General features: G+C 71.2%; 19 protein-coding genes and 2 pseudogenes. 11 read left to right on the top strand and 10 right to left on the bottom strand.

Going from position 1 to position 25,185, the window contains the following annotated elements; genetic code table 11:
• Positions 1 to 24 precede the first annotated feature (24 nt).
• Positions 25 to 2,892 carry a discoidin domain-containing protein gene (locus ACIO3P_RS27195; protein WP_401854021.1) on the top strand — a complete coding sequence of 956 codons (2,868 nt, stop codon included), beginning with the start codon at positions 25 to 27 and terminating at the stop codon, positions 2,890 to 2,892.
• A gap of 11 nt (positions 2,893 to 2,903) precedes the next feature.
• Complete coding sequence (locus ACIO3P_RS27190; RefSeq protein ID WP_329825364.1) at positions 2,904 to 4,004, top strand: glycoside hydrolase family 43 protein; 1,101 nt, start codon at positions 2,904 to 2,906, stop codon at positions 4,002 to 4,004.
• Between the two features lie 71 nt (positions 4,005 to 4,075).
• Here the strand turns inward: ACIO3P_RS27190 and ACIO3P_RS27185 are convergent, their stop codons facing one another.
• Positions 4,076 to 4,753, bottom strand: a complete 678-nt coding sequence (locus ACIO3P_RS27185) for a macro domain-containing protein (RefSeq protein ID WP_401853643.1) — start codon at positions 4,751 to 4,753, stop codon at positions 4,076 to 4,078.
• 188 nt (positions 4,754 to 4,941) lie between these two features.
• Between ACIO3P_RS27185 and ACIO3P_RS27180 the strand changes: the two genes are divergently transcribed.
• Positions 4,942 to 6,558, top strand: coding sequence for an ADP-ribosyltransferase domain-containing protein (locus ACIO3P_RS27180; RefSeq protein WP_401853646.1), 1,617 nt, complete (start codon positions 4,942 to 4,944; stop codon positions 6,556 to 6,558).
• A 50-nt stretch (positions 6,559 to 6,608) separates the two neighbouring features.
• A pseudogene (locus ACIO3P_RS27175) lies at positions 6,609 to 6,914 on the top strand (TetR family transcriptional regulator C-terminal domain-containing protein); the annotation flags it as partial.
• 109 nt (positions 6,915 to 7,023) lie between these two features.
• Here ACIO3P_RS27175 and ACIO3P_RS27170 read toward each other — a convergent pair.
• Complete coding sequence (locus ACIO3P_RS27170) at positions 7,024 to 9,480, bottom strand: FtsX-like permease family protein (protein ID WP_401853648.1); 2,457 nt, start codon at positions 9,478 to 9,480, stop codon at positions 7,024 to 7,026.
• Positions 9,474 to 10,211: an ABC transporter ATP-binding protein gene (locus ACIO3P_RS27165; protein ID WP_329825360.1), complete on the bottom strand. Its 738-nt coding sequence runs from the start codon at positions 10,209 to 10,211 to the stop codon at positions 9,474 to 9,476. The genes ACIO3P_RS27170 and ACIO3P_RS27165 overlap by 7 nt, the downstream gene beginning before the upstream one ends.
• A 216-nt stretch (positions 10,212 to 10,427) precedes the next feature.
• Here ACIO3P_RS27165 and ACIO3P_RS27160 point away from each other — a divergent pair, with 216 nt between their 5' ends.
• Together ACIO3P_RS27160 and ACIO3P_RS27155 are read left to right on the top strand one after the other, a co-directional pair.
• Positions 10,428 to 11,699 carry a sensor domain-containing protein gene (locus ACIO3P_RS27160; protein ID WP_329825401.1) on the top strand — a complete coding sequence of 424 codons (1,272 nt, stop codon included), beginning with the start codon at positions 10,428 to 10,430 and terminating at the stop codon, positions 11,697 to 11,699.
• Positions 11,699 to 12,331 carry a response regulator transcription factor gene (locus ACIO3P_RS27155; RefSeq protein WP_329825400.1) on the top strand — a complete coding sequence of 211 codons (633 nt, stop codon included), beginning with the start codon at positions 11,699 to 11,701 and terminating at the stop codon, positions 12,329 to 12,331. Before ACIO3P_RS27160 ends, ACIO3P_RS27155 begins: the two co-directional genes overlap by 1 nt.
• Positions 12,332 to 12,346: 15 nt before the next feature.
• Here the strand turns inward: ACIO3P_RS27155 and ACIO3P_RS27150 are convergent, their stop codons facing one another.
• The 3 genes from ACIO3P_RS27150 to ACIO3P_RS27140 form a co-directional block, all read right to left on the bottom strand.
• The gene (locus ACIO3P_RS27150) at positions 12,347 to 13,171 is read right to left on the bottom strand and encodes a hypothetical protein (protein WP_401853651.1); all 825 of its coding nucleotides are present in this window, start codon (positions 13,169 to 13,171) and stop codon (positions 12,347 to 12,349) included.
• A gap of 135 nt (positions 13,172 to 13,306) precedes the next feature.
• Complete coding sequence (locus tag ACIO3P_RS27145; protein ID WP_329825358.1) at positions 13,307 to 14,761, bottom strand: glyceraldehyde-3-phosphate dehydrogenase; 1,455 nt, start codon at positions 14,759 to 14,761, stop codon at positions 13,307 to 13,309.
• A 172-nt stretch (positions 14,762 to 14,933) separates the two neighbouring features.
• A complete protein-coding gene (locus ACIO3P_RS27140; protein WP_329825357.1) occupies positions 14,934 to 15,491 on the bottom strand; it encodes an NAD(P)H-dependent oxidoreductase in 558 nt (185 codons plus the stop codon).
• 121 nt (positions 15,492 to 15,612) lie between these two features.
• Here ACIO3P_RS27140 and ACIO3P_RS27135 point away from each other — a divergent pair, with 121 nt between their 5' ends.
• Positions 15,613 to 16,272, top strand: coding sequence for a TetR/AcrR family transcriptional regulator (locus ACIO3P_RS27135; RefSeq protein ID WP_329825356.1), 660 nt, complete (start codon positions 15,613 to 15,615; stop codon positions 16,270 to 16,272).
• Positions 16,273 to 16,323: 51 nt separating this feature from the next.
• Here the strand turns inward: ACIO3P_RS27135 and ACIO3P_RS27130 are convergent, their stop codons facing one another.
• On the bottom strand, positions 16,324 to 16,851 hold the full coding sequence (locus ACIO3P_RS27130; protein ID WP_401853654.1) for a MarR family winged helix-turn-helix transcriptional regulator: 528 nt from the start codon (positions 16,849 to 16,851) through the stop codon (positions 16,324 to 16,326).
• A 105-nt stretch (positions 16,852 to 16,956) separates the two neighbouring features.
• Here ACIO3P_RS27130 and ACIO3P_RS27125 point away from each other — a divergent pair, with 105 nt between their 5' ends.
• Complete coding sequence (locus tag ACIO3P_RS27125) at positions 16,957 to 17,367, top strand: organic hydroperoxide resistance protein (protein ID WP_329825354.1); 411 nt, start codon at positions 16,957 to 16,959, stop codon at positions 17,365 to 17,367.
• A 16-nt stretch (positions 17,368 to 17,383) separates the two neighbouring features.
• Here ACIO3P_RS27125 and ACIO3P_RS27120 read toward each other — a convergent pair whose 3' ends face one another.
• From ACIO3P_RS27120 to ACIO3P_RS27110, 3 genes and pseudogenes are all read right to left on the bottom strand, one after another.
• Positions 17,384 to 18,586: a cytochrome P450 gene (locus ACIO3P_RS27120; protein WP_401853657.1), complete on the bottom strand. Its 1,203-nt coding sequence runs from the start codon at positions 18,584 to 18,586 to the stop codon at positions 17,384 to 17,386.
• A 44-nt stretch (positions 18,587 to 18,630) separates the two neighbouring features.
• On the bottom strand, positions 18,631 to 19,800 hold the full coding sequence (locus ACIO3P_RS27115; RefSeq protein ID WP_401853659.1) for an NAD(P)/FAD-dependent oxidoreductase: 1,170 nt from the start codon (positions 19,798 to 19,800) through the stop codon (positions 18,631 to 18,633).
• 134 nt (positions 19,801 to 19,934) lie between these two features.
• Positions 19,935 to 20,222 (bottom strand): annotated as a pseudogene (locus tag ACIO3P_RS27110) (bifunctional 3-phenylpropionate/cinnamic acid dioxygenase ferredoxin subunit); the annotation flags it as partial.
• A 159-nt stretch (positions 20,223 to 20,381) separates the two neighbouring features.
• Here ACIO3P_RS27110 and ACIO3P_RS27105 point away from each other — a divergent pair.
• The 3 genes from ACIO3P_RS27105 (at position 20,382) to solA (ending at position 25,184) form a co-directional block, all read left to right on the top strand.
• Positions 20,382 to 21,179, top strand: a complete 798-nt coding sequence (locus ACIO3P_RS27105) for an IclR family transcriptional regulator (protein ID WP_329825351.1) — start codon at positions 20,382 to 20,384, stop codon at positions 21,177 to 21,179.
• A gap of 361 nt (positions 21,180 to 21,540) precedes the next feature.
• On the top strand, positions 21,541 to 23,997 hold the full coding sequence (locus tag ACIO3P_RS27100; RefSeq protein WP_329825350.1) for an FAD-dependent oxidoreductase: 2,457 nt from the start codon (positions 21,541 to 21,543) through the stop codon (positions 23,995 to 23,997).
• 26 nt (positions 23,998 to 24,023) lie between these two features.
• Positions 24,024 to 25,184 carry an N-methyl-L-tryptophan oxidase gene (solA, locus tag ACIO3P_RS27095; protein ID WP_401853660.1) on the top strand — a complete coding sequence of 387 codons (1,161 nt, stop codon included), beginning with the start codon at positions 24,024 to 24,026 and terminating at the stop codon, positions 25,182 to 25,184.
• Position 25,185 lies beyond the last annotated feature (1 nt).

The raw sequence follows: 25,185 nt of genomic DNA, 5'->3' as shown, positions 1-25,185 counted from the left end.
CACCCGGGAACGGCGGGCCCTGTCATGAAGCGCCTCGTCGTCGCACTGGTGCTCATCGCCTGTTCCGTCCTCGCCGCACCGTCGGCCCACGCCGACCAGACCATCGGGTTCCCCACCTTCGGCGGACCCGCGATCCCGGCCCCGCCGGTCGCCCACACACCGGGCGACATGATGCGGACCATCTACGACGCGGAGAGCTCGGGGACCGACTTCTGGATGGACCGCCTGCTGGCCCGCTCCGGCAACGACCCGACCGGCCCCTGGCTGATGAGCCGTGGCCGCGCGCTCTTCATGAAGACCCATGACCCCGCGGTGTTCGGCTTCGGCGGCCATGTCGCCTACTGGGAGAGCGTCAACGACAACAACGCCTATACCGTCGCGATCGGTCCGGGCACCTTCACGGAGCAGGTCTCCCAGCGCCGGCAGGTGCCCAGCCACTGGAAGAGCGTGCACACCAGCGGCTCGGTCACCGTCAGCCAGACCAAGTTCATCACCGACAACAACGTCGCGGTGACCAACCTGTCCATCAGGAACAACGGTGCCGGCTCCACCACGCTGCAGTTACGGGCGGCCTCGCCGTACGCCACGACGGGCAGCGGCAACGAGCTGACCGGGCAGGTCAACGCCTACAACAACCTCACGACCATCCGCCCGCGGCTCACCGGCGACGGCTTCGCCGCCTCGGGCGGCGGGCTCAACCGGTCCGTGACGATCGCGGCCGGGGCCACAGCGACCGCCAAGGTCGTGATGGGCTTCGTCACCGACGAGATCCCCGCATCGCTCACCGAGTACCGCGCCTACGCGGGCTACTCCGACACGACCGCGTTCGCCACCCATGTCAGGGCCTACAACCTGTGGTGGGCACAGAACGTGCCCTACATCGACGTGCCCGAAGCCGCGATCAAGAAGAACATCTACTACCGCTGGTGGCTGATGCGCTTCAACAACCTCGACGCCGACATCCCCGGGCAGACCTACCAGTTCCCGACCTCCACCGAAGGCGTCCTCGGGTACAACAACGCGATCGCGCTCACCCAGCCCATGCACATCGACGACCTCAAGTACCTGCGTGACCCGTCCTACGCGTACGGGGACTGGCTCAGCGTCGGCCAGGTCTCCAAGGGCGGCCGATTCCTCGACAACCCGGGTGACCCGGAGAACTGGTCCAACAGCTACACCCAGTACATCGCCGAGGCCGCGTGGAAGAGCTACCAGATCCACGGCGGCCAGCCGGCCATCGCCGCCAACCTGGCCCGCTACGCGGAGGGTGACGTCAAGGGTCAACTCGCCTACTACGACCGCGACAACAACAAGCTCATCGAGTACGACTGGGGCGCCCTGACCGGCAACGACGCCGACGCCGTCTCCTTCCACTGGAAGCCCGGCGCCATGGACCGCGCCGAGTCCGCCTACCAGTACAGCGGCGCGCTCGCCGCCGCGCAGGCGTACGAGGCGACCGGCAACACGGCCAAGGCCACCGAGATGCGCACGCTCGCGACGCAGATCAAGGACGCCATCGTCAACGTGCTCTGGAACCCGAACCGGCAGTTGTTCGAGCACCGGTTGAAGTCGACCAACGAGTGGGTGCCCTGGAAGGAGATCAACAACTACTACCCGTTCTCGGTCGGAGCCGTGCCCGACACCACGACGTACAAGCAGGCCCTGCGTCTGTTCGACGATCCGGCCCAGTACCCCGTCTTCCCCTTCTACACGGCCAACCAGACGGACAAGAAGGCGGCGGCCGACGCCGGGAACCCGGGCTCCAACAACTTCTCCACCATCAACTCCACCGTGCAGTTCCGCCTCTACTCCTCGGTGCTGCGCAACTACCCCAACTCCTGGATGGACGCGACCGACTACAAGAAGCTCCTCTACTGGAACACCTGGGCGCAGTACGCCGGCGGCAACACCCAGTGGCCGGATGCCAACGAGTTCTGGGCCGACTGGAACGGCAGCGGCATCAACTACCGCTCCTGGATCCACCACAACATCCTCGGCAGCGGCAACTGGACCGTGATCGAGGACGTCGCGGGACTGCGGCCCCGTAACGACGCCAAGGTCGAACTCTCCCCGATCAACATCGGATGGAGTCACTTCACCGTCAACAACCTCCGCTACCGGGGCGCCGATCTGTCCGTCGTCTGGGACGACCCGGCCGACGGGGTGCAGCGTTACCCCGGCATCCCGGAGGGCTACTCGATCTACGTCAACGGCAACCGCGCCGCCACTGTCAGCTCGCTGGTGCCCTTCACCTGGGACCCCGCCACCGGCGACGTCACCACCAGCGGCACGGTCACCTACCGCACGGCGGTCACCGGTCTGCGGGCCCCCCACCAGGTCGTGCAGAACAGCCCCCGGATGGTCGACATGCTCGCCAAGGCCGGCGTCGACCTGACCGCCGACCTGCCCAACCTTGCCTCCGGGGCGACGGTGTCCGCCTCCCACACCGGGTCCGGCGCCAACGCCTCCGGCGCGGTCGACGGGTACCCCACCAACGAGCCGTTCTGGGGCGCCGGCGGTTCCCCCGACAGCCAGGACTGGTACGAGCTGAACTTCGGCACCGCCCGCACCCTCGACGAGGTGCGGCTGTACTTCAAGGACAGCCGCCCGGCGAGCGCCGCCTACCGGGCGCCGTCCGCGTACACCGTCCAGTACCACAACGGCAGTTCCTGGGTGAACGTGCCCGGCCAGACCAGGAGCCCGGAGGCGCCGCGGGCCAACTACAACCTGGTGCGGTTCCCGGCGATCAGCGCCCAGCGCATACGGGTCCTGGCCACCCACGCCTCCGGGGCCAGGACGGGCCTCACCGAGGTCAAGGTCCATCACCGGAGCGGCGTCCAGCCATCGGCCGGCCCCCTCGAAGCGACGGCGTACGCGCCCACCCACCGATGAAGGACGTGCCAGTGACTGTGACTCGTTCCCGATGTCTGTCGGCGCTCGTCGCCGTGCTCACCCTGGTGGTCGCCTTCCTGGCGGCGCCGCCCGCCTCGCCCGCCTCCCCCGCGCTCACCGGGACCGCCGGCCTGCCCGGTGCCGCCCGTGGCGGGGCGATCCAGGGCACGTTCACCAACCCGCTCTCCCAGCACGGGCCCGACCCCTGGCTCACCTACCACAACGGCTTCTACTACCTCGCCACCACGACCTGGAACTCGACGGTCACCCTGCGCAAGGCCGCCACCCTGGCGGGGCTGGCCACCGCCACCGACCAGGTGATCTTCAACCTCACCCGGCCCAACGGCGCCGGCACGATGTGGGCCCCGGAGTTCCATCTGCTCGACGGCCCCAACGGGAAGCGGTGGTACTTCTACTACACGGCCGGGCGGGAGCCGTACAACCTGGGCACCCAGCGGATCCACGTGCTCGAAAGCGCCGGCCAGGACCCGATGGGGCCCTACACCTTCAAGGCCGATCTGCTCGACCCGACGCAGGACAACACCTGGGAGCTGGACCCGGGCATCCTGCAACTGGGCGGCAAGCTCTACCTCCTCGGCACCTACTACAACGGCTCGCAGCCGATGTTCATCCGACCGCTGTCAAACCCGTGGACCGCCAGTGGCACCCGCAGGGTGTTGTCCACCCCGACCTACGGCTGGGAGACGGTGGGCGGCGCGGTCAACGAGGGCGCCGAGGTCCTCCAGCGGGGCGGCAGGACCTTCATCGTCTACTCCGCCAGCCACTGCTCCACGCCCGACTACAAGCTGGGGATGCTCACCTACAACGGTGGCGACCCGCTCAACTCCGCCTCCTGGGTCAAGACACCGAACCCGGTCTTCCAGAGGTCCAACGCCAACGGTGTGTACGGCCCCGGCCACAACGGCTTCTTCAAGTCCCCCGACGGGACCGAGGACTGGATCGTCTACCACGCCAACGCCTCGGCCGGTGGTGGCTGCGACATGAACCGCACCACCAGAGCGCAGAAGTTCACCTGGAACGCCGACGGCACACCGAACTTCGGTACCCCGGTGGCCCTCGGCGTCACACTGACCGCACCGTCAGGGGAGTAACCGGATGTTCGTCGCGGGACCGCGGGGGTCGCCCATGCCGCGGGTACGGCGGAGGCGTGGCCGGCGGCAGGTCAGCGGCGTGAGCGGGGGCGCTTGGGCGGCGTTATGCGGACCCGCTTGTCCACGGGCGCGCTCTCGAGGTCGTCGAGCTGAGTGACGATCGTGGTCCGCAGGTCGTCGTAGTCCTCGAAGGAGTGGTCGTTGAAGAGGGTGTAGCCCGTCCACATCAGGTTGGCGCACACCCGCGCCGGCACCTGGCCGGTCTGCGCGCCCATGCCGACCAGGGCGACCGACCGGATGCTGCCCGGCGCCCTGTTGTTCTGCCGGTGGATCGCCTGGAACGCGGCGGCGCAGGCCAGGGCCACGTTCAGGGTCTCGCTGACGTTCTGCGAGGACGTCTCCATGGTCGGCGTCGAGATCAGGAACCTCGGTGTGACCGCCCCGGAGGGAACGCACACCGTGCTGCCCACCGGGAGTACACCCTCGAACCGGCTCCGGATCTCCTTCTGCACCCGTAGCTGGATGCCCGCGCCGAGGTGCCGCTTGATGACCGCGTCGGCCCCGCCGTCCATCCGGCCGCGGGAGTTGGTGGGGCTGACCCAGGCGTCGACGTCCTGGCCGAGGATCGATCCCTTGCGGATCTCGACCTCGGGGGTGTCGGCGAAGGCAGCCCGCCACGCCTCCACCACCGGGGTGTTGATGTCGGTCAGCACCACCCTGAGCGGCGGCAGTACAGGGTCCACGGTCATGGTTCACTCCGATCGAGAACGGTCACTCAACTGCCGGGAACGCTACCGCGTCCCACTGACAACGCGGTCGGCCCCGGCCCGGCGCCCCGCGATCCGGAGGGCGTTGTCAGTGGGCTGACCTATCCTCAGGATCACTTCGCCGATCAGGCATTCCACCAGCACCGTCCGATCTTTTGGAGCTCTCCGCCATGAGCGATGCCCACACCCCCGCCACGCCAGGACCGAACGACCCGCTGGCTCTGGCGGAGCTGTTCAAGGGGGGCGGCGAACCGTGGCTTCCGCTGCTGAAGCCGGTCATCGAGGCGCAGCCGGAGGCGGCCTCGTTCATCGGCCCGGGCCGCAGTCCGGAGGTCGTCCCCGTCCGCGAACTGACCTTCCAGGCGCTCAAGCCCAACGCGCCGCACCAATGGAAGGTCGTCGTCTTCGGTCAGAACCCGTACCCGCGGCCGGAGAGCGCCACCGGCATCGCCATGTTCGACAACACCTTCCACGGCTGGCAGGACAGCCAGTTCGGCAGGGTCGTCAGTGTCCGCTGCATCATCAAGGCGGCGGCGATGTGGAAGTACGGCATTCCCAAGAAGACCCCGATAGCCGATATTCGCGCGCTGCTGAAGAAGCAGGACACCGTGCAGCCGCCGGAGTGGTTCCAGGCGATGCTCACGCAGGGCGTGCTGCTGCTGAACGCGGCGCTGACGGCCAGTGGCGACGGGGCGATCGACACGAACCAGCACACCAGGTTCTGGCGGCCGGTCGCCGAGCGGATCGTCGAGGAGATCCTGAAGGCCAAGCAGAGTGCCGACGAGGAGGACCGCGGAGTCGTCTTCGCGTGGTGGGGGGCGCACGCGCGTAGCCTGAAGAAGGTCGTTCTCGAGATCCAGAAGAAGTACCCCGACGTCGAGGTCCGGCACATCGACCACGCCAACCCCGCGGCGCAGGGCGACCTCTTCTGCGACGGCGACCACTTCGGGACGGTGAACGAGGCCCTCGCGTCGCTGGGCGCCGACGAGATCGACTGGCTGCCCAGCACCGGCTGGAACAAGCGCGCGGAGGAGACCGGCGGGTCCGCGGGCGACGTCTCCGACCGCATGGGCGCGTTCATCGCGTCCACCATGGAGCTGCACCAGCTCTACCTCGACCGGCTCTCCGGTGTGAAGGACGAGGGGCTCGTCCTTCCCGCGATCACGGGTGTGTTCGACACCCCGCTCATGGACTTCCGTGAGGCCGTCGCCCCGGTGGCCGCGCTGCTGTCCGGGCTGGGCCGGCACGTCGACCGGTCGTACGAGTTCGGCAAGCGGCGGGCGGACGAGGTGTCCGGCGGCCTGTCCGCCGACGCGATCGCCGCCCTCCATCTCTACACCTGCGAGTCCGTGTTCTACCGGGAGATCAACACCATCCTGCGCTCCCCGGACCGGACCAGGCTCGTCCCGTACCTGTCGTATCTGCGGCTGCTGTTCTCGGCGGTGGCGCATCTCCCCTACCGGACCGGGTCGTTGTGGCGCGGGGTGTCGCTGGACCTGCGTGCGCAGTACCCGCTCGGACGGACCGTGGCCTGGTGGGGCGTCTCCTCGTGCACGTCCGAGCTCGGTGTGGCCAAGGGGTTCCTCGGCAGCCGTGGCAAGCGGACGCTGTTCGAGGTGGTCCCCGCGCGGGCCGTGGGCATCCGTGACTTCTCCGCGTTCACCGGCGAGGAGGAGTTCATTCTCCTGCCGGGCACCCAGCTCAAGGTCACCGATGTCAAGGTCGAGCGCGGCGGTCTGTGCACCGTAAAGCTGACGGAGCTGGAGGAGCAGACCCTGGTGTCCTGACCCGGCTCCGGCGGCCCGGCTCCGGCGCCGTCAGCCCAGCTCGGCGGTGTGTGGCCGGGATCGCCGCCTTCGTCGGGCAGCGGCTCACGGGGGACGGGCGGCGGCGCTCCCTCGCGCGCTACGCGTGCGCCGTCGAGAGCGTGCACCACCCCGAGCTGCGGGAGATCCTCGTGCCACGGCGGAACGCGGGCCGCCACGTCGTACGCGACTTCCTGGCCGCGCACGGTGTGGCGGACGCCGAGGACCGTACGGTCACGCTGCTGACCTGTGTGGACGGACCGGTCTTCGACCGCCTGGTGGGCGGCGGAACCGTGTCGGCCCAGGAGATCCACGGACTGGTGGCGGCGGCGCTCCGCCAGCCCACCGGCGCGCCCGAAGCGACGGTCCGCGTGCTCCACTGCTCCCCACCCGCGCACGCGTCCGTCCGGTGCGCCGGGCCGCTGCTGACCAGCCCGGGGTCCGGCATCACTCCCGTACGCCCGCCAACTCCACCGCCCCGCGCCGCAGGTGAAGGCCGGCCGGGGCGACCGCCGAGGCCACGGCGAGCAGCGCGCAGGCGCTCACGGTCGCGCCGAGCGTCGCCCACGGGATCCGGATCGGCGTCCACACCGAGAGCAGGCCCAGCGCGCTCCACATGCCCAGCAGATTGAGCCCGGCGACCAGCGCTCCCAGCACCGCACCGACCACGACCACCATCAGCGCCTCGGCGCCCACCAGCCGCAGCGCCTGCCACCGGGTGGCTCCGGCCAGCCGCAGCACGGCCAGGTCGCTGACCCGGTCGGAGGTGGCCATGACCATGGTGTTGGCCAGCGAGATACCGGTGTACAGCAGGGCGATGCCGAGGACCAGCAGGAGGCCCGTCCGCGTCGTCCGGTTGGTCTCGGGGTACGTCGCCCGTACCCACTGCCCGTCGGTGAGCACCTGCCCGCCCGATGCCCGAACCGCGTCCCGCAGTCCGGCGGCCACCGCGGAGGGGTCGGCGCCGTCCGTGAGGCGTACGTCGACCCGGTCGACGGGGGCGTCCGGAGCGTTGCGCGGCGTGACGTAGACGCCGTTGTTCCCGGTGCCGACCGTCATGACGGCGGCGATCGTCAGGGACTTCCGTGTGCTGTCGCCGAGCCACACGTCCACCCGCTGCCCCACGGTGTGCCGCTCCCACTCCTCGTTGACGATGATCGAGTCGTCGTCCAGGTCGCCCGCCTTCCCGGCGGCGAGAGGGAGACGGGCGGTGGCGGCGAGCGGGCCGGGGTCGGCCGCGCGGGCCTCGGACATGGCGAGCGCCACGCCCTCCTCCCGTACGTACACGGCGCTCGCCGAGGTCGCGGAGACCTCGGCTCCGGGTACGGCGCGCAGCTTCGCCAGCGTCGCGGCGTCGAAGCCCGTGTCGCTCGCGGGGGTGACCACGAAGTCGGCGGCCGTCCGTTCGCGGACCTCTGTCGCCTTCGCCCCGTTGAGGGTGGCGGTGGCGCCGAGCAGTGAGCCCGCCAGCGCGACCGTGACCAGGACGGGCGCCGCGACGGCGGCGGTGCGCCGGACGCCGGTGGCGGCGTTCTCCCGTACCAGCATCCCGGTGGCGCCCGGCAGTCGGGACGGCAGCCAGGCGATGAGCCGGGTCAGCGGGCGCACCAGCACCGGCGCGAGCAGCGCCACGGCGGTGATCAGCAGCATCGGCCGGCTCACATAGGTCTTACGGTGCAGCAGGTCGCCCGGATCCGTCATCAGGGCCAGGACCAGTGTCACGACAGCGGTCAGCAGCAGGGCCGCGCCGCACAGCCAACGGCCCCGTGTCATCGCCCGGGTGTCCACGGACGCCTCGCGCAGCGCCTCGGCGGGGCCGGTGCGGCCGGCCCGCCAGGCCGCGGCCAGCACCCCGGACAACGCCACGAGCAGCCCTGTCCAGAAGGCCATGTGGTACGGCCACATGTGGTCGCCGATGGTGAACCAGCGGGGCGCGAGGTTCTCGTCGACCGCCCACCGGGCGAGCTTCGGCGCCCCGTGGGAGCCGAGCAGGCAGCCGGTCGCGGAGGCGAGCACACCGATCAGGAGCGCCTCGGCGACGACCATGCGGCGTAGCTGCCCCGGGGTCGCCCCGGCCGTGCGCAGCAGCCCGAACTCGCGGCGGCGCTGGGCGACCGCGAACGCGAAGGTCGACGCCACCACGAACACCGACACGAACCCGGTGACCCCGCCGGCCGTGCCGAACAGGGCGTTCATCGCGGTGAGGGCCTCGCTGTCCCGGTCGGGATCGGCGTCGGCGTACCGGCGGGCGTCGCCGGTGAGGACCTGGACGCCGTCGCTGTCGCTCACCGCCTCGCGGACGGCCGCCGCGTCCGCGTCGACCACGAGTTGGACGCTGCGGGGCGCCAGTTGGGCGGCGCGGGCGTCGGTGTGGAAGACGGCGTTCTCGAAGCCGGGTCCTGTCACGGTGCCGACGACCCGTACGGTGCCGGTGTCGGTCCGCACCCGGGTGCCCGGCCGGGCCCAGTCGCCGCTGACGACGATCTCGTCCGCCGCCTTCGGCGCACGGCCCGCGTCGAGCCGGTACGGCGTGAAGGCGGCGACGGACCAGGGGTGGCCCACCAGGTCGCCGGGGCCGCCCCGCGCCCGTACGGTGAACGACCGGTCCTCGACGACGGTTCCGAGGTTCTTCAGCGCGGCGATGACGTCGGCGGGTACGGCGCGGGGCCGCGCGAGCTTCCGAGTGCGGTCGCCGGTCGGGGTGGTCACGCGCAGGGTGTCCCTGCCCTTGACGACGACCGGCGCGGCGGCGAACCGTTCGGGCTCGCGGTCGGGTGCCTCCAGCGAGGACGCCAGGGCCAGCCCCATGACGGCGATCAGCGCCACACCCAGCGCGAGGGCGACGAAGCTGCCGACGAAGGTGGCCCAGCGGGTGCGCAGGGTGCGCAGGGCGGTGCTCAGCACGGCAGGGCCTCCAGCGTGGTCAGGCGCGCGGCGATGTCCTCGGCGCCGGCGCCGGTCAGTTCGCCGTTGACGCCGCCGTCGACGAGGAGGACGACGCGGTCGGCGTAGGAGGCGGCGACCGGGTCGTGGGTGACCATGATGATCGTCCGGCCGTCGCGGTCTACCATGCCGCGCAGCAGGGTGAGCACGTCGCGGCTGGTCACCGAGTCGAGCGCGCCGGTCGGCTCGTCGCCGAAGAGCACTTCGGGGCGGGTGATCAGGGCGCGCGCCAGGGCGACCCGTTGCTGCTGGCCGCCGGACATCTCCGCCGGCCGGTGCCGGGTCCGCCCGCCCAGTCCGACCTGTTCGAGTACCTCGCGGACCCGGGCCTTCGGGGGACGCCGGCCGGCCAGTCGCAGCGGCAGGGCCACGTTCTGCTCGGCGGTCAGTGAGGGCAGCAGGTTGAACGCCTGGAACACGAAGCCGATACGTTCGCGGCGCAGCAGGGTCAGCTCGGTCTCCGTCAGCTCGGTCAACTCGGTCCCGCCGATGGTGACCAGGCCCGAGGTGGGGCGGTCGAGGCCCGCGGCGCACTGCAGCAGGGTCGACTTGCCGGAGCCGGACGGTCCCATCACGGCGGTGAACGTCCCCTTCGGGAAGGCGAGCGATACCTGGTCGAGGGCGGTGACGGACGTGTCGCCCGTGCCGTAGCGCCGGGTCACGGAGCGCAGTTGGACCGCGTTGTCGGTCATGTGTTGTCCCGTCGTGTCGGTGTCGTTCCTCCCGCACCGCCTGGACGGGCGGGAAGGCTCCACGAAACCGCGGGAGCACCGCACGGCGCAGTACGGCAGGGGCGAGACCTGGGGTAGGGCCGGACCTACCTCGGATCCGCGCCCTGGCCCGATGGCACCGCACACCTTCGTCCTCCTACGGTGATCCCCATGCACCCTCCGAATGTGTGGCAGGCCATGTCCCGGCCGGGTTTCCTGCTGTCCGTCTGGCCCTGGCGCTCCGTCGCGTACCTGCTCACCGGTGCGGTGACCGGCGCGGTGGTCCTGGTGGTGACCGTGGCGGCGGTGGCGGTCTGCGGGGTGCTCGCCCTGGTCGTGGTGGGGCTTCCCCTGTTCGCCGTGGTCGCTCTCGGCGGGATCCCGGTGGCCTGGGTGGAGCGGTGGAGGCTGCGCCTGGTCGACGACGGTCCGGCGCCAGGGCCGCACCAGGAGCCGGCCGTGCCGGGGCTGTGGCCCTGGCTGACCACTCGGTTGCGTGAGCAGGCGACCTGGCGGGAGCTGGGGTACGCGCTGCTGTTCGCCGTGCTGTTGTGGCCCGTCGACGCCCTGGCGGTCACGGTCGCCCTGTTCCTGCCGCTGTCCGTGGTCGCCACCCCGCTGCTGATGGCCACGGTCGGTGAGGGGCAGGAGGCGAAGGTGCTCAAGCAGTGGACGGTCACCACCTGGCCGACCGCGTTCGGTGTCGCCGTGCTGGGTCTGCTCCTCATGGGCCTGTGCTGTTACGTGCTCGGTGTGGCGGCAGGTGCGCGCGCCGCGCTGACCCGGCTGCTGATCGCCTCCCGGGAGGGCGAACTCGGCGCCAGGGTGGTCGAACTGGCCAGCTCCCGCGTCCGGTTGGTGGACGCCTTCGAGGCGGAGCGGCGCCGAATCGAGCGCGATCTGCACGACGGCGCCCAACAGCGGCTGGTGGCCCTGACGATGGTCCTCGGCCTGGCCCGGCTGGACGCACCGCCGGGACCGCTCGCCGGCCAACTCGCCAAGGCGCACGAGGAGGCGGGCAGGGCGCTCGCCGAGCTGCGTGAGCTCATCCACGGCATCCACCCCAAGGTCCTCGCGGACTACGGTCTGCCCGCCGCGGTCACCGACGCCGCGGACCGCTCCCCGGTCCCGGTCGACGTCGATCTCGAACTGCCGGGCCGGCTGCCCCGGTCGGTCGAGTCAGCCGCGTATTTCGTGGTGTGCGAGGCGCTCGCCAATGTCGCCAGGCACAGTGGGGCCGACCGCGCCCGGGTGAGCGGCGCTCACCGTGACGGCCGTCTGTTCCTCCAGGTGTGCGACGACGGCCGGGGCGGTGCGGACCCCTCGGCGGGCAGCGGACTCACCGGTCTCGCCGACCGGGTGTCGGTCCTGGATGGCAGACTTGCCCTGTCCAGTCCGCCGGGCGGACCGACCCTGCTGCATGTGGAGTTTCCTTGCGAGTTGACCGCGGCCGCCGATCGCTCCGCGTAGTGCTGGCCGAGGACAGCGTGCTGTTGCGGGAAGGGCTCGTCGGTCTGCTCGGCCGCTGCGGTCACGAGGTGGTGGCGGCCGTCGGGGACGCGCAGGCGCTGGTCGTCGCGGTCGACGAGCACACCCCCGACGTCGTGGTGACGGATGTGCGTATGCCGCCCGGTTTCCAGGACGAGGGGCTGCGCACGGCGGTACGGCTGCGCGAGAAGCGGCCCACACTGCCGGTCCTGGTCCTCAGCCAGTACGTGCAACGGACGTACGCCTCCGAGCTCCTGGACTCCGGTGACGGTACGGGGGTCGGCTATCTGCTGAAGGACCGCGTCGGTCAGGTCGAGGAGTTCGTCGACGCGCTGCACGAGGTAGCGAACGGCGCAACGGTGGTGGATCCCGAAGTGGTACGCCAACTCCTGCGCCGCCGCCGTGATCCGCTGGAGCGGCTCACCCCCCGCGAGCGCGAGGTGCTGGCGCTGATCGCGGAGGGCAGGTCCAACGGGTCGATCGCCAGGGAGCTGGTGGTCTCCGAGGCCGCGATCGGCAAGCACATCAGCGGCATCCTCACCAAGCTGGACCTGCCTCCGGCGGACGAGACCCACCGCAGGGTGCTGGCCGTCCTCGCCTATCTGCGGGCCTGATCCAGGGCCCCGGGGTCACGCCACAGGGAGCTGTGACAGCGGGATCCAGGTGCCGGATTCCCGCTGGAGCAGGGCCTCGCAGTGCGCGCGCAGCCGTCGGGGCCAGCGGTCCTGCCACGCCTGCCAGATGAGGACGTGCGGGGTGACCAGGAGGAGCGCGGCGAGGAAGACGGTGCCCACGGCCAGCGCGAAGATCGCGAACACCTTCTCGAACATCCCGTCGGGCCCGGCGTCGGGAGGGCCGAAGGTGTGCCGCCCCATCAGCACGCAGGTGTTGAGGGTGATCCATCCCGTGGCGGTCCACCCCGCGGCCCGTGGCGCGCGCCCGGCGTGGTTGTCGAGCCGGATACGGCGGAGCGGCAGGTGGCCGGCCAGCCGTCTCCGGTGGGCCGTGCATGCCGCCTTGAACGCGGGGTGTTCGGCGAGCCCCCGTACCGTCACCGGATGTCCGGCGGACCAGGAGTCGCGGACGAACCGCCACGCCTCCCGCGTCAGCGGATGGTCCGGAGCCACCGTTTCGTCCGTGTGCTCCGTCGCGCCGGGTGGTGGTACGAGCGCTTGCCGCGCGTCGATGTGGACCAGCCCCGCCGTGGTCAGCGACCGGAGGGCCAGCTCCGAGGCGACCCGTTCCCGGAACCAGGTCGCTGTGGGCGTCCTGCCGTATCCGCACCGGGTCAGCCAGGTCGCGTGGTACACATCCAGCTCGCCCGAGGTGATCAGACGCTCCGTCACCGACAGGCCGGCGCGGTGACTCCACAGAGCCAGGACGCCGATGCCCAGGTTCAGGACCACCAGCAGCACGCTCGTGCTCAGTACGAGCCACACCACGGCATCATTCATGGTGACAAGGATCGGCGCCCGGCCCGGTCCTGAACAGGGTGCGCACCCCCTCCGGTACGGCGGGCGCGCTCGTTCCCCCCGCGGGGAAGGGCCAGTACGGGACCGGCCCTTCCTCGTGATCGGGCCGCCGGCGGATCAGGCCGCCGGCGCCGGGTAGGTCGGGTACTCGACCCCGGAGACATGCTGGACGACCCGGATGACCTGGCAGGAGTAGCCGAACTCGTTGTCGTACCAGAGGTAGAGGATCGCGTTGTCGCCGTCGACCTTGGTGGCGCCCGCGTCGACGATCGAGGCGTGGCGCGAGCCTATGAAGTCGCTGGAGACCGCGTCGGGGGCGCTGATGAAGTCGATCTGGCGCTTGAGCGGCGAGGTCAGCGAGACGTCGCGGAGGTGGTCGAGCACCTCCTCGCGGGTGGTCTCGCGGGCGAGCCGCAGGCTGAGGATCGCGATCGAGACGTCCGGCACGGGGACCCGGATCGAGCTGCCGGTGATGGTCGCCTTGAGGTCGGGGAGCGCCTTGGCGACGGCGGAGGCGGCGCCGGTCTCGGTGATGACCATGTTGAGCGCCGCCGAGCGGCCCCGGCGGTCGGACCCGTGGTAGTTGTCCAGCAGGTTCTGGTCGTTGGTGAACGAGTGGACGGTCTCCACGTGGCCGCGCAGGACGCCGTACTCGTCCGCCATCGCCTTCAGCGGCGGGACGATCGCGTTGGTGGTGCAGGACGCGCAGGACAGGATCCGCTCGTCGTCCTTGATGGTGTCGTGGTTGACGCCGTGGACGATGTTGGGGACGTCTCCCTTGCCCGGTGCGGTCAGGACGACCTTGGCGATGCCGGGGCGGAGGTGCTTCGACAGGCCCTCGCGGTCGCGCCACTTGCCGGTGTTGTCGATGAGGATGGCGTCCTTGATGCCGTACGCCGTGTAGTCCACCGACGTCGGGTCGTCGGAGTAGATCACCTTGATCTCGTTGCCGTTGGCGATGATCCTGCTGTTGGCCTCGTCGACGCTGATCGTGCCCTGGAACTGGCCGTGGATGGAGTCACGGCGCAGCAGGGAGGCGCGCTTGACGAGGTCCTCGGCCGCTTGGCCGGAGCCCTTGCGGACGACGACGGCGCGCAGTCGCAGGCCGTTGCCGGAGCCGGCCTTCTCGATGAGCAGGCGGGCGAGGAGTCGGCCGATGCGGCCGAACCCGTAGAGGACGACATCGCGTGACGCACGGCGCTCGATCTTGTTGGCGCCCGTGGCACCGGCGACGGCCTCGGCGGTGAACTCCGCCACCGAGAGACCGCGGTCGTCGGTCCGGTACGTCGCGGCGAGCATGCCGATGTCGATCTGGGACGGGCCGAGATCGAGCGTGGTGAGCGCTTCCAGGAACGGCAGCGTCTCGGTGACCGAGAGTTCCTCACCGGCGATCTGCCGGGCGAACCGGTGGGTCTTGAGGATGCTGACGACCGACTTGTTCACCAGGGAGCGGCTGTGCAGCAGGACGGTGACGTCCCGCTCGCGGTGCAGCTTCCCGATGGTCGGGATCATCGACTCCGCGATCCTCTCGCGGTTGTTCCAGTTGGTGAACGAGTCCTCATGGAGAGTCACAGGCACATCTTTCGAGCTAGGCGGCGCTCATATGTTAACCCACCCTTCGTTCGACCATTCGAACGGTGTCGACGGGGGGCGTGGGCAGCCGCGCCCGCGCGCCTTCCGCGGATACGACGCTGCCCCGCGCCGGGGATCCGGTGCGGGGCAGTGCGGGTGCCGAGGGGTCAGGTCAGGCGGCCACGGCGGTGGCGGTGGCGAGCTGGGTGAGGATCGCGGGGAGCTGCTCGGCGACCTCGGCATCGTCCTGGGGGTGCAGCTCGGCGAAGCGGGTCAGGGAGCCGGGGATGGAGAACTTGGCGTCGGCCAGGACAGCGCCGCCCGCGATACCGACGGCCTTACGGGTCTCGTCCTGGGCCCAGACGCCGCCGAACTGGCCGAAGGCGGTGCCGACGACGGCGGCCGGCTTGCCGACCAGCGCGCCGGCGCCGTAGGGACGGGACAGCCAGTCGATGGCGTTCTTCAGCACGGCCGGGATGGTGCCGTTGTACTCGGGCGAGAACAGCAGGAACGCGTCCGCCTGGCCGGCGGCCTCACGCAGGGCGGCGGCACCGGCGGGGACAGCACCCTCGACGTCGATGTCCTCGTTGTAGAAGGGGACCTCTCCGAGACTGTCGAAGAGGACGACCTCGACGCCCTCGGGGGCGTGCTTGACGGCCGCCTGGGCGAGCTGGCGGTTGTGCGAACCGGCGCGCAGGCTGCCGACGAGAGCAAGGACACGTACAGACATGATGAGCTCCTGAGGGTGGTGAGGAATCTCGAAGCGGACCGAGGTCCGCTTCGCTTCTGTCATTTAACACTCCAAGCGGACCGGGGTCCACTTTCTCTGTCTCCCCGTTAAGGTGAGGTTCATGAATGCGCACAGCGCCCCTCCGGAGAGACGATCACCAGGGCTGCGGGAACTGCCCGTCCTGGGCCAGCCCCCCCGAGAACGTTCGGACGCCGCGCACAACCGGGCCCGCCTGCTCGACGCCGCCGCCTCACTCGTGCGCGAGCAGGGCGCGAGGAACGTGACCATGGAGGCGGTGGCCTCGGCCGCCCAGGTGGGCAAGGGCACCCTGTTCCGGCGCTTCGGGGACCGCGAGGGACTCATGCTGGCGCTGGTCGACCACGCCGAGCAGGAGTACCAGCGGGCGTTCCTGACCGGGCCTCCCCCGCTCGGACCGGGCGCAGCGGCCCCCGAGCGGCTGGCCGCGTTCGGCACGAGCACGATCCGCCACACCCTCGACCACCTGGACCTCTACCTCGCCGCCGAACCCTGCGTCGAGCGGCGCCATCTCATCCCCGCCTCGGTGGTCAGAGCGACGCACGTGAGCACGCTGCTGCGCCAGGCGGGCGCGAGCGGGGACATCGAGGTGCTCACCCACGCGCTCCTCGGCTATCTCGACACGGCGCTGCTCCACCATCTCCATGTCCGGCGGGGGCTCCCGCGGACCAGGATCGAGGAGGGCTGGCGGGAGCTGGTCGACCGGACGGTGCTCGCGGTACCGGGCCGGGGGCCGTGCGCGTAAGGACCCGGGCGACCGTGCGCGTACGGCTCGGGCGGCCGCCCGCGTCCGCACTCAGGCGCGGGAGGCTCCCCGGCCCTCCGGCTCCGTACCGCACCCCGGTCCTTCGTCGAGCTCCGCGGCGTCCAGCGCGCGGGTGAGCCGGTCCAGCCGGGAGCGCAGGCCGTCGATCTCGTCGAGGTCGAAGCCGGTGGCCGCGGCGATCCTGCGCGGCACGCTCAGCGCGTCCTCCCGCAGGGCCGCGCCCCGCTCCGTGAGGTGGACCCGTACCGAGCGCTCGTCACGGACATCGCGTTCGCGCCGGACGAGCCCGGCGCCCTCCATCCGTTTGAGCAGGGGGGACAGCGTGCCGGAGTCGAGCCGCAGATACGCGCCCAGCTCCTTGACCGGGAGCGTGCCGTGCTCCCACAGCACGAGCATGACCAGGTATTGCGGGTAGGTGAGCCCGAGGTCCTTCAGCAGCACCCGGTAGAGGCCGCCGAAGGCGCGCGAGGCGGCGTTCAGCGAGAAGCAGATCTGCCGGTCCAGACGGAGGAAGCCCCCGTCGGACGCGGAAGGGCTCGGCGTCGGCGTCACGGTCATGGGTTCAGGATACCGGCCACACCATAAGGTTGTGCACAACTGAATTGTGTACTCTAATGGTGGCGGCGGCACACCGGGCCGCCGACGACGAGAGGGATGGTTTCGATGGACGCGCTGTACACCGCTGTGGCGACCGCCAACGGCCGGGAGGGACGTGCCGTCAGCTCCGACGGCCGCCTGGACCTCCCGCTGGCCATGCCGCCCGCCCTGGGCGGCAACGGCGAGGGCACCAACCCGGAGCAGCTCTTCGCCGCGGGCTACGCCGCCTGCTTCGCCAGCGCGCTGGGACTGGTCGGCAGCAAGGCGAAGGTCGACACGAGCGACGTGTCGGTGACCGCCGAGGTCGGCATCGGCAAGGACGGGACGAGCTTCGGCCTCACCGTCACCCTGCGGGTCGAGCTGCCCGAGTCGCTCGCGGGCGAGACCGGTGAACTCCTGGTCAAGCAGGCCCACGAGGTCTGCCCCTACTCCAAGGCGACCCGGGGCAACATCCCGGTCGAGCTCGTCGTCGAGTAGTCGGCCGGCCGCCCCGTCACACCGTGACCGGCAGCCCTTCCAGCCCCCGGATCACGAAGTTCGGCTTGCGCACCGGCTCCCCCGCCGGGCGCAGGCCGGGGGCCAGGTCCAGCAACGCGGAGAGCGAGGCCGCCAGTTCGACACGGGCCAGCGGGGCGCCGATGCAGTAGTGGATGCCCGCACTGAAGGAGATGTGCGGGTTCTCCGCGCGGGAGAGGTCCAGGCTCTCCGGGGCCGCGAAGACCGCCGGATCGTGGTTGGCCGAGCCGAAGAGCAGCGCGACCTCGGCGCCGCGCGGCACGGTGGTGGTGCCGATCTCGATCTCGTCGAGCACCCACCGCTCGAAGAGCTGGAGCGGTGTGTCGTACCGCATCAGCTCCTCCACCGCCGTGGGCAGCAGGGTCCGGTCCGCGCGGAGCGCGGCGAGCTGGCCGGGGTCGCGGAACAGCGCGTGCCAGCCGTTGACCGTGGCGTTCACCGTCGCCTCGTGTCCGGCGTTCAGCAGCAGCGCGCAGGTCGCGACCATCTCGGCCTCGGTCAGCTTCTCGCCGTCGTCGTGGGCCGCGATGAGCCCCGAGATCAGATCGTCGCCGGGCTTCTCCCGTCGTGCCGCGATGAGTTCCCGCAGATACGCGGAGAACTCCAGCGAGGCGGTGACCGCGCGGCGGGCCGTCTCCTCCGGCGGATTCAGCTCGTACATCCCGCAGATCGCCGCCGACCACGGCCGCAGCAGCGGCCGGTCCGTCTCGGGCACGCCCAGCATCTCCGCGATGACCGCGACGGGCAGCGGCTCGGCGACGGCCGTCAGCAGATCACCGCCGCCCTCCGCCACCAGCCGCTCCACCAGGTCCCGGGCGAGCCGCCGTACGTACGGGGCGAGTTGGTCGACGGTGCGCGGGGTGAACGCCTTCGACACCAGCCGTCGGATACGGGTGTGGTCCGGGGGCTCCAGCTCCAGCATCCCCTGGTCGTTCAGTTCGTGGAACGGTTCGTGTCCGGTCGGCGGCGGGTTCCTGCCGAACTCCTCGTGCGTGAAACGGTGCCCGTAGGAGCGGCCCAGCCGCCGGTCGCGCAGCAGCGCCGAGACATCCGCGTGGTGCGGGACGAGCCACTGGTCGCTCGGCTCGTAGTAGTGGGCCCGGCCGCGGGCCCGCAGTTCGGCGTAGGCGGGGTACGGATCGGCGAGGAACGCGGGAGACCCAGGGTCGAAGTCCGGCATCCCAGGACCGTATCCGCGGCGGCGGTCCGGCACCAGGGGCGGCCTCACTCGCGGGCGAGTTCGCGGCGCAGCCGGGTGAAGGGACGGGGCCGGTTCACGGAGAGGACGGCCGTGGGTCTGCCGTCGCGCTCGTACACCGCGAGGAAGTCGCCCCGCGCCGGCTCGCCCTCCAGGACGCGTACGGTGTCGGTCGGCGCGCGGCGGCCGGCGAACTGTACGCGTACGCCGTACTGGTCGGACCAGAAGTAGGGCCGCCCCGTGTACGTGTCGACGGTGCGCCCCGCGAGGAGGTTACGGACGGCCACGGCGGGCTGCTCGACCGCGCTGGTCCAGTGTTCGGCCCGTACATGGGCGTCCAGTTCGGGCCGGTGGACCCGGGCGACGTCACCGACGGCGACGACATGCGGCGCGCCGGTCACGCACCCCGCGTCGCAGAGCACACCGTCGTCCACGGCGAGCCCGGAGCCGGCCAGCCAGTCGGTGCGCGGTGTGACACCGATGCCGACGACCACCACCTCGGCCGGGAGGGTGCGCCCGTCGGACAGTTCCACGGACTCCACCCGGGTACCGCCGCGCAGCGCCACCACCCCCGCGCCGCACAGCAGTCGCGTGCCGCGCAGGCCGTGCAGGGCCGCGAGCGCCGCCGCCATCTCCGCGCCGAGCTGGGGCAGGAGCGGCATCGCCGCCGCCTCGACCACGGTGACGTCATGGCCGAGTCCCCGGCAGGAGGAGGCGACTTCGGCGCCGATGAAGCCCGCGCCGATCACCACCACCCGGCGTGGTCCCGCGCGCAGATCGGCGCGCAGCGCCACGGCGTCGTCGAGGGTGCGCAGGGTGTGAACGCCGCGCGGTGGCCGCCCCGTCGAGCCGGGGAGGGTGCGCGCGGCGGCGCCGGTGGCGAGGACGAAGCCGTCGGCCCTGACCTGGCGCCCACCGGTCAGGGTGACCTCCCGTGCCCGCGGGTCGAGGTGCGCGGCGCGCTCGCCGAGGATCCACTCGACGTCGAGCGCGTCCTCGTCCTCCGGTTCGAGCAGCCCCTCGGGGGCGGGCTCCTTCTCCTCGGTGAGGAACCGTTTGGAGAGCGGAGGGCGGTCGTACGGCAGGTGGGTCTCCTCGCCGATCACGGTGATCCGCCCGTCGTACCCCTGGTCGCGCAGCGCCCGTACGGCGTGGAGCCCGGAGAGCGAGCCGCCGATCACGGCGACCGACCTCATACGACGCTGCCCTCGGCCGCGGCGACAGCCACGCCCGCGGGAACCGCGACACCGGCCGGGACGGCGGCGGTGGCCGGAACGGCGGACACGGTGGACACCGCGGACACAGCCGGCACGGCGGGCACGGTCGGCAGCACGCAGATGACACCGTCGACGATCTCGACCCGGTGGGTTCGGACGGGCCTGCGCGCGGGCAGGCAACTCGGCGCACCGGTGCGCAGATCGAACGAGGCGGCGTGCAGCGGACATTCGACCTGGCAGTTCTCGACCCAGCCCTCGGAAAGGGAGGCATCCTGGTGCGTGCAGGTGTCGTCGATCGCGTAGAACCCACCCTCGGTGTGGAACACGGCGATGGGTGGTTCCGTATCGATGCGTATGGCTTCGCCCTCAGGCAGATCTTCACAGCGGCAGACGGGAATCACAGGCCCCCCTCACGCGAATCAATATCGTACGGTTGTTCATGACGCATCGCGAGGCGCGATGCGCAACAGAATCCTGGCCCAACGCCCGGCCGTCAAGGGCTTCCAGAACTTCCCGAAGACGACGGCCGGATCGGAACGCCGGTGGATGGGATCGGAAACATGGCGGACACAACTGAAGAGACGAACGAGGGAAAGCGGGGTCCTTCGGGGTCCGTCCAGTCGGTCGACCGGGCGGTGAGCGTGCTGGAGATCCTCGCCCAGCACGGCGAGGCCGGAGTCACCGACATCGCCGACGAGTTGGGCGTCCACAAGTCGACCGCGTTCCGGCTGCTCGGGGTGTTGGAGAACCGGGGACTGGTCGGCCAGGAGAAGGACCGCGGGAAGTACTACCTCGGCGCCGGCGTGCTGCGCCTGGCCGGTGCGGCGGCGCTGCGGCTGGACATCTCCCAGGAGGGTGTCGGGGTCATCAGGACGCTGGCGGAGGAGACCGGCGAGACGGCCAACATCGCGATCCTGGACAGTGACGCGGCGGTCAACATCATGCAGGCGCGCGGCCCCGCCGCCGTCACCGCGCACAACTGGCTGGGGCGGCGCTTCGCGCTGCACGCGACGGCCACCGGCAAGGTGCTGATGGCCCATCTCCCCAAGGAGCGGCGCGAGGCGCTGCTCGCGGACCCGCCCACCCGCTTCACCGAGCGGACGGTCACCGATCAGGCCGTTCTGCGGGCGGAGTTGGCGGCCGTGGCCGAGCAGGGGTACGCCTGCACGACGGAGGAGCTGGAGAGCGGGCTGAACGCGGTCGGGGCCGAGGTCAGGGGGCACGACGGCGCGATCATCGGGGCGATCGGGGTGTCCGGGCCCGCCTACCGGATGACCGGCGACTCGCTGCCGGCGACGGTCAAGAAGGTGGTGGAGGCGGCCCAGGAACTCTCGCGCCGCATGGGCCACAGCGCCTGAAACCAGCATCTGACGGGGCATCATATTTTGCCTGCCGCCGCACCGGGAGCGGTGAGCAGCCCTTCCCCGGGGGGGGCCTTTACCTGTCATTAACGGGGCGCCCTTGACACCCCCTGCCGCCGTTCTCAGGATGTCTCACATAGCGCAACACGCACTGCACCGCGCAACAAGAAGGCGGGGTCGTGCGGTCGGTGCCCGCTGTCCGGCCGCGGCCCCGCCGTGCCCCCGCACCACCGCGCACACCTTGCACCGCCGCGCACCTCTCGCACCACCTCGCACATCTCGCACGCCTCGTGAACCGCGCACCCTTCGTGAACCGCGCACACCGCACACCCCTGAACGCACCGATCCGAGGAGGGGTATGTCCAGCACGCCCACCACCGCAGCGCGCGTCGTCATCATCGGGGCCGGCATCGTCGGCTGCTCCCTCGCCGACGAACTGACCGCCCGCGGCTGGAGCGACGTCACCGTACTGGAGCAGGGCCCGCTGCCCGCCCCCGGTGGCTCCACCTCGCACGCCCCCGGCCTGGTGTTCCGGACCAACCCCTCGAAGACCATGACCGGGTTCGCCACGTACACGGCCGAGAAGTTCGCCGGGCTCGACGTGGACGGGCTGCCCTGTTTCCACCGGGTGGGCGGTCTGGAGGTCGCCACGACCGCCGAGCGGTGGGCCGATCTGCACCGCAAGGCCGGTTACGCCGCCTCCTGGGGCGTGGACGGCGAACTGGTCACCCCCGAACGGTGCGCCGAGCTGTGGCCGCTGCTCGATCCCGGTCAGGTGCTCGGCGGCTTCCACACCCCCGGCGACGGTCTGGTCCGCGCCGTGCTCGCCTGCCGGGCCCAGACCCGCCGGGCCGAGGAGCGCGGTGCGCGCTTCCTGGAGCGGCACACCGTGACCGGGATCGAGCGGGCGGACGGCCGGGTCACCGGGGTCGTCACCGACCGGGGGGCCTTCCCCGCCGATGTGGTGGTCTCGGCGGCGGGCTTCTGGGGGCCGGTCATCGGCAGGCTGGCCGGGGTGCCCGTACCGCTGCTGCCGCTGGCCCACCAGTATGTGAGGACCGCGCCGCTGCCCGAGCTGGCGGGCGTCAACGATCCGCGTACGGAGGCCGGCCGGCCGATTCTGCGCTTCCAGGACGCCGATCTCTACTTCCGCGAACACACCGATCGGATCGGCATCGGCTCGTACGACCACCGGCCGCTGCCCGTCGACCCGTTCACGCTGCCCGCGTACGACGACGCCGAGGTCATGCCGTCCTCGCTCGCCTTCACCGAGGAGGACTTCGCCCGCGGCTGGGAGCAGTCGGCCCGGCTGCTGCCCGCGCTCGCCAAGTCCAGTGTCGAGGACGGCTTCAACGGGGTCTTCTCCTTCACCTCCGACGGGATGCCGGTCCTCGGCGAATCCCGTGAACTGCGCGGATTCTGGCTGGCCGAGGCCGTGTGGGTGACCCACTCCGCCGGGGTGGCGAAGGCCGTCGCCGAGTGGCTGACGGACGGGCGGCCCTCGGTCGACATCCACGAGTGCGACCTCCACCGCTTCGAGGACGTCCAGCTCTCCCCCGGCCATGTGGCCGAGCGGGGCGCACAGCAGTTCGTCGAGGTGTACGACATCGTCCATCCGCTCCAGCCCGCCGAGCGGACCCGGCCGCTGCGCGTCTCGCCCTTCCACGCCCGCCAGCGGGAGCTGGGCGCGGTGTTCCTGGAGAGCGGCGGGTGGGAACGGCCGCACTGGTACGAGGCGAACGCACCGCTCGCCGCCTCGGTGGACGTCCCCGAACGCGACCCCTGGTCGGCCAGGTACTGGTCGCCGATCGCGGCGGCCGAGGCGCGCGCCACCCGCGAACGGGTCGCCCTGTACGACATGACACCGCTGCGGCGGCTGGAGGTCACCGGCGCCGGGGCCCTGGACTTCCTCCAGCGCATGACCACCAACCAGCTCGCGAAGAAACCCGGGGCGGTCACCTACACCCTGCTGCTGGACGAGGCCGGCGGGATCCGCAGCGATCTGACCGTCGCGCGCCTCGGGGAGCGGCACTTCCAGGTCGGCGCCAACAGCGGCCAGGACCTCGACTGGCTGCTGCGCCACGCACCGGAGGACGTGCAGGTCAGGGACGCCACCTCCGGCACCTGCTGTATCGGGGTCTGGGGCCCGCTCGCCCGCGCGCTGGTGCAGCCGCTGACCCGCGACGACTTCTCGCACACGGCGTTCGGCTACTTCCGGGCCGGGCGGACCTGGATCGGCGACGTGCCGGTGACCGCGATGCGGCTGAGTTACGTCGGCGAGCTGGGCTGGGAGCTGTACACCGGCGCCGACACGGGGCTGCGGCTGTGGGACACCCTGTGGGAGGCGGGGCGGGACCTCGGGGTGATCGCCGCCGGGCGCAGCGCCTTCAACAGTCTGCGGCTGGAGAAGGGGTACCGCGCCTGGGGCCAGGACATGACCGCCGAACACGACCCGTACGAGGCGGGCCTCGGCTTCGCCGTCCGGATGGACAAGGGCGACTTCACCGGCCGTGACGCCCTCGCGGGCCGCTCCGCGGGGAGCCCGGGGCGCAGGCTGACGTGTCTGACGCTGGACGACCCGGCGGCGGTGGTGCTCGGCAAGGAGCCGGTGTACGTGGACGGTTCGGCCGTCGGGTACGTCACCAGCGCCGGGTACGGCTACACGATCGGCAGGACCGTGGCGTACGCCTGGCTGCCCGCGGCCCACGCGGTGCCGGGGACGGCCGTGTCCGTCGAGTACTTCGGTGAGAAGGTCCCGGCGACGGTGGCCGAGGAGCCGCTGTTCGACCCGGGCATGTCCCGCATCCGCCGCTGACCCGACGTCCTTCCTGGAGGAAACGCATGGCACCGACGTACGACGTGATCGTCCTCGGACTCGGCGGTATGGGCTCGGCCGCCGCCTACCATCTCGCGGCGCGCGGCGTCCGGGTGCTGGGCCTGGAGAGGTTCGGCCCGGTCCACAACCGGGGCTCCAGCCACGGCGGTTCACGGATCACCCGGCAGTCCTACTTCGAGGACCCGGCGTACGTGCCGCTGCTGCTGCGCAGTTACGAGCTGTACGAGCGGCTGGAGCGGGACACCGGGCGCGAGGTGGCGACGCTGTGCGGCGGTGTGATGGTGGGCCGCCCCGACAGCCTCACCGTGTCGGGGTCGCTGCGCTCGGCGCTCCAGTGGGACCTGTCGCACGAGATGCTCGACGCGAAGGAGATCCGGCGCCGCTTCCCGACCCTGACACCGCGCGACGACGAAGTGGCGCTGTTCGAGGCGCGGGCGGGTCTGGTCCGTCCGGAGAACACGGTCGCCGCCCATGTCCAACTGGCCACCCAGGCAGGCGCGGAGCTGCGTTTCGAGGAGCCGGTGACCCGCTGGGAGGAGCTGCCGGGCGGCGCGGGTGTACGCGTCCACACGCCCGAGGACACCTACACGGCGGGCCAGTTGGTGATCTGCCCCGGCGCGTGGGCGCCGGAGCTGCTGGCGGACCTGGGGGTGCCGTTCACCATCGAGCGGCAGGTCATGTACTGGTTCCGGCCGGAGGGTGGCGTCACACCTTTCCTCCCCGAGAACCATCCCATCTACATCTGGGAGGACGGGGACGGTGTGCAGGTGTACGGCTTCCCCGCCATCGACGGTCCCGGCGGCGGCGCCAAGGTCGCCTTCTTCCGCAAGGGCACGGTGTGCACCCCTCGGACCATCGACCGGACCGTGCGCGAGGAGGAGGTCGAGGCGATGGCCGCGCACATGCGCCGCCACATCCCGTCCCTGCCGGGCACCTTCCAACACGCGGCGACCTGCATGTACTCCAACACCCCCGACGAGCACTTCGTCATCACCCGGCATCCGGCGCACCCGGCGTCCGTGACCGTGGCCTGCGGGTTCTCCGGGCACGGCTTCAAGTTCGTCCCCGTGGTGGGTGAGATCGTCGCGGATCTCGCGCTCACCGGCTCCACCGCTCACCCCATCGAGCTGTTCGATCCGCGCCGGCTCTCCGCCCCGGCCGTCTGAG

It is taken from the genome of Streptomyces sp. NPDC087310, from assembly GCF_044744405.1.
Classification (GTDB): Bacteria; Actinomycetota; Actinomycetes; order Streptomycetales; family Streptomycetaceae; genus Streptomyces.
The sequence above is the reverse complement of the archived record's forward strand: the minus strand, read 5'-3'. Positions and strand labels throughout refer to the sequence as shown.

Bases quoted from the DNA above. Each gene is read 5' to 3' on its own strand.
- ACIO3P_RS27195 (WP_401854021.1), top strand. From the start codon at position 25: ATGAAGCGCCTCGTCGTCGCACTGGTGCTCATCGCCTGTTCCGTCCTC.
- ACIO3P_RS27185 (WP_401853643.1), bottom strand. From the start codon at position 4,753: ATGACCGTGGACCCTGTACTGCCGCCGCTCAGGGTGGTGCTGACCGAC.
- ACIO3P_RS27180 (WP_401853646.1), top strand. From the start codon at position 4,942: ATGAGCGATGCCCACACCCCCGCCACGCCAGGACCGAACGACCCGCTG.
- ACIO3P_RS27165 (WP_329825360.1), bottom strand. From the start codon at position 10,211: ATGACCGACAACGCGGTCCAACTGCGCTCCGTGACCCGGCGCTACGGC.
- ACIO3P_RS27160 (WP_329825401.1), top strand. From the start codon at position 10,428: ATGTCCCGGCCGGGTTTCCTGCTGTCCGTCTGGCCCTGGCGCTCCGTC.
- ACIO3P_RS27150 (WP_401853651.1), bottom strand. From the start codon at position 13,171: ATGAATGATGCCGTGGTGTGGCTCGTACTGAGCACGAGCGTGCTGCTG.
- ACIO3P_RS27140 (WP_329825357.1), bottom strand. From the start codon at position 15,491: ATGTCTGTACGTGTCCTTGCTCTCGTCGGCAGCCTGCGCGCCGGTTCG.
- ACIO3P_RS27135 (WP_329825356.1), top strand. From the start codon at position 15,613: ATGAATGCGCACAGCGCCCCTCCGGAGAGACGATCACCAGGGCTGCGG.
- ACIO3P_RS27130 (WP_401853654.1), bottom strand. From the start codon at position 16,851: ATGACCGTGACGCCGACGCCGAGCCCTTCCGCGTCCGACGGGGGCTTC.
- ACIO3P_RS27125 (WP_329825354.1), top strand. From the start codon at position 16,957: ATGGACGCGCTGTACACCGCTGTGGCGACCGCCAACGGCCGGGAGGGA.
- ACIO3P_RS27120 (WP_401853657.1), bottom strand. From the start codon at position 18,586: ATGCCGGACTTCGACCCTGGGTCTCCCGCGTTCCTCGCCGATCCGTAC.
- ACIO3P_RS27115 (WP_401853659.1), bottom strand. From the start codon at position 19,800: ATGAGGTCGGTCGCCGTGATCGGCGGCTCGCTCTCCGGGCTCCACGCC.
- ACIO3P_RS27105 (WP_329825351.1), top strand. From the start codon at position 20,382: ATGGCGGACACAACTGAAGAGACGAACGAGGGAAAGCGGGGTCCTTCG.
- ACIO3P_RS27100 (WP_329825350.1), top strand. From the start codon at position 21,541: ATGTCCAGCACGCCCACCACCGCAGCGCGCGTCGTCATCATCGGGGCC.
- solA (WP_401853660.1), top strand. From the start codon at position 24,024: ATGGCACCGACGTACGACGTGATCGTCCTCGGACTCGGCGGTATGGGC.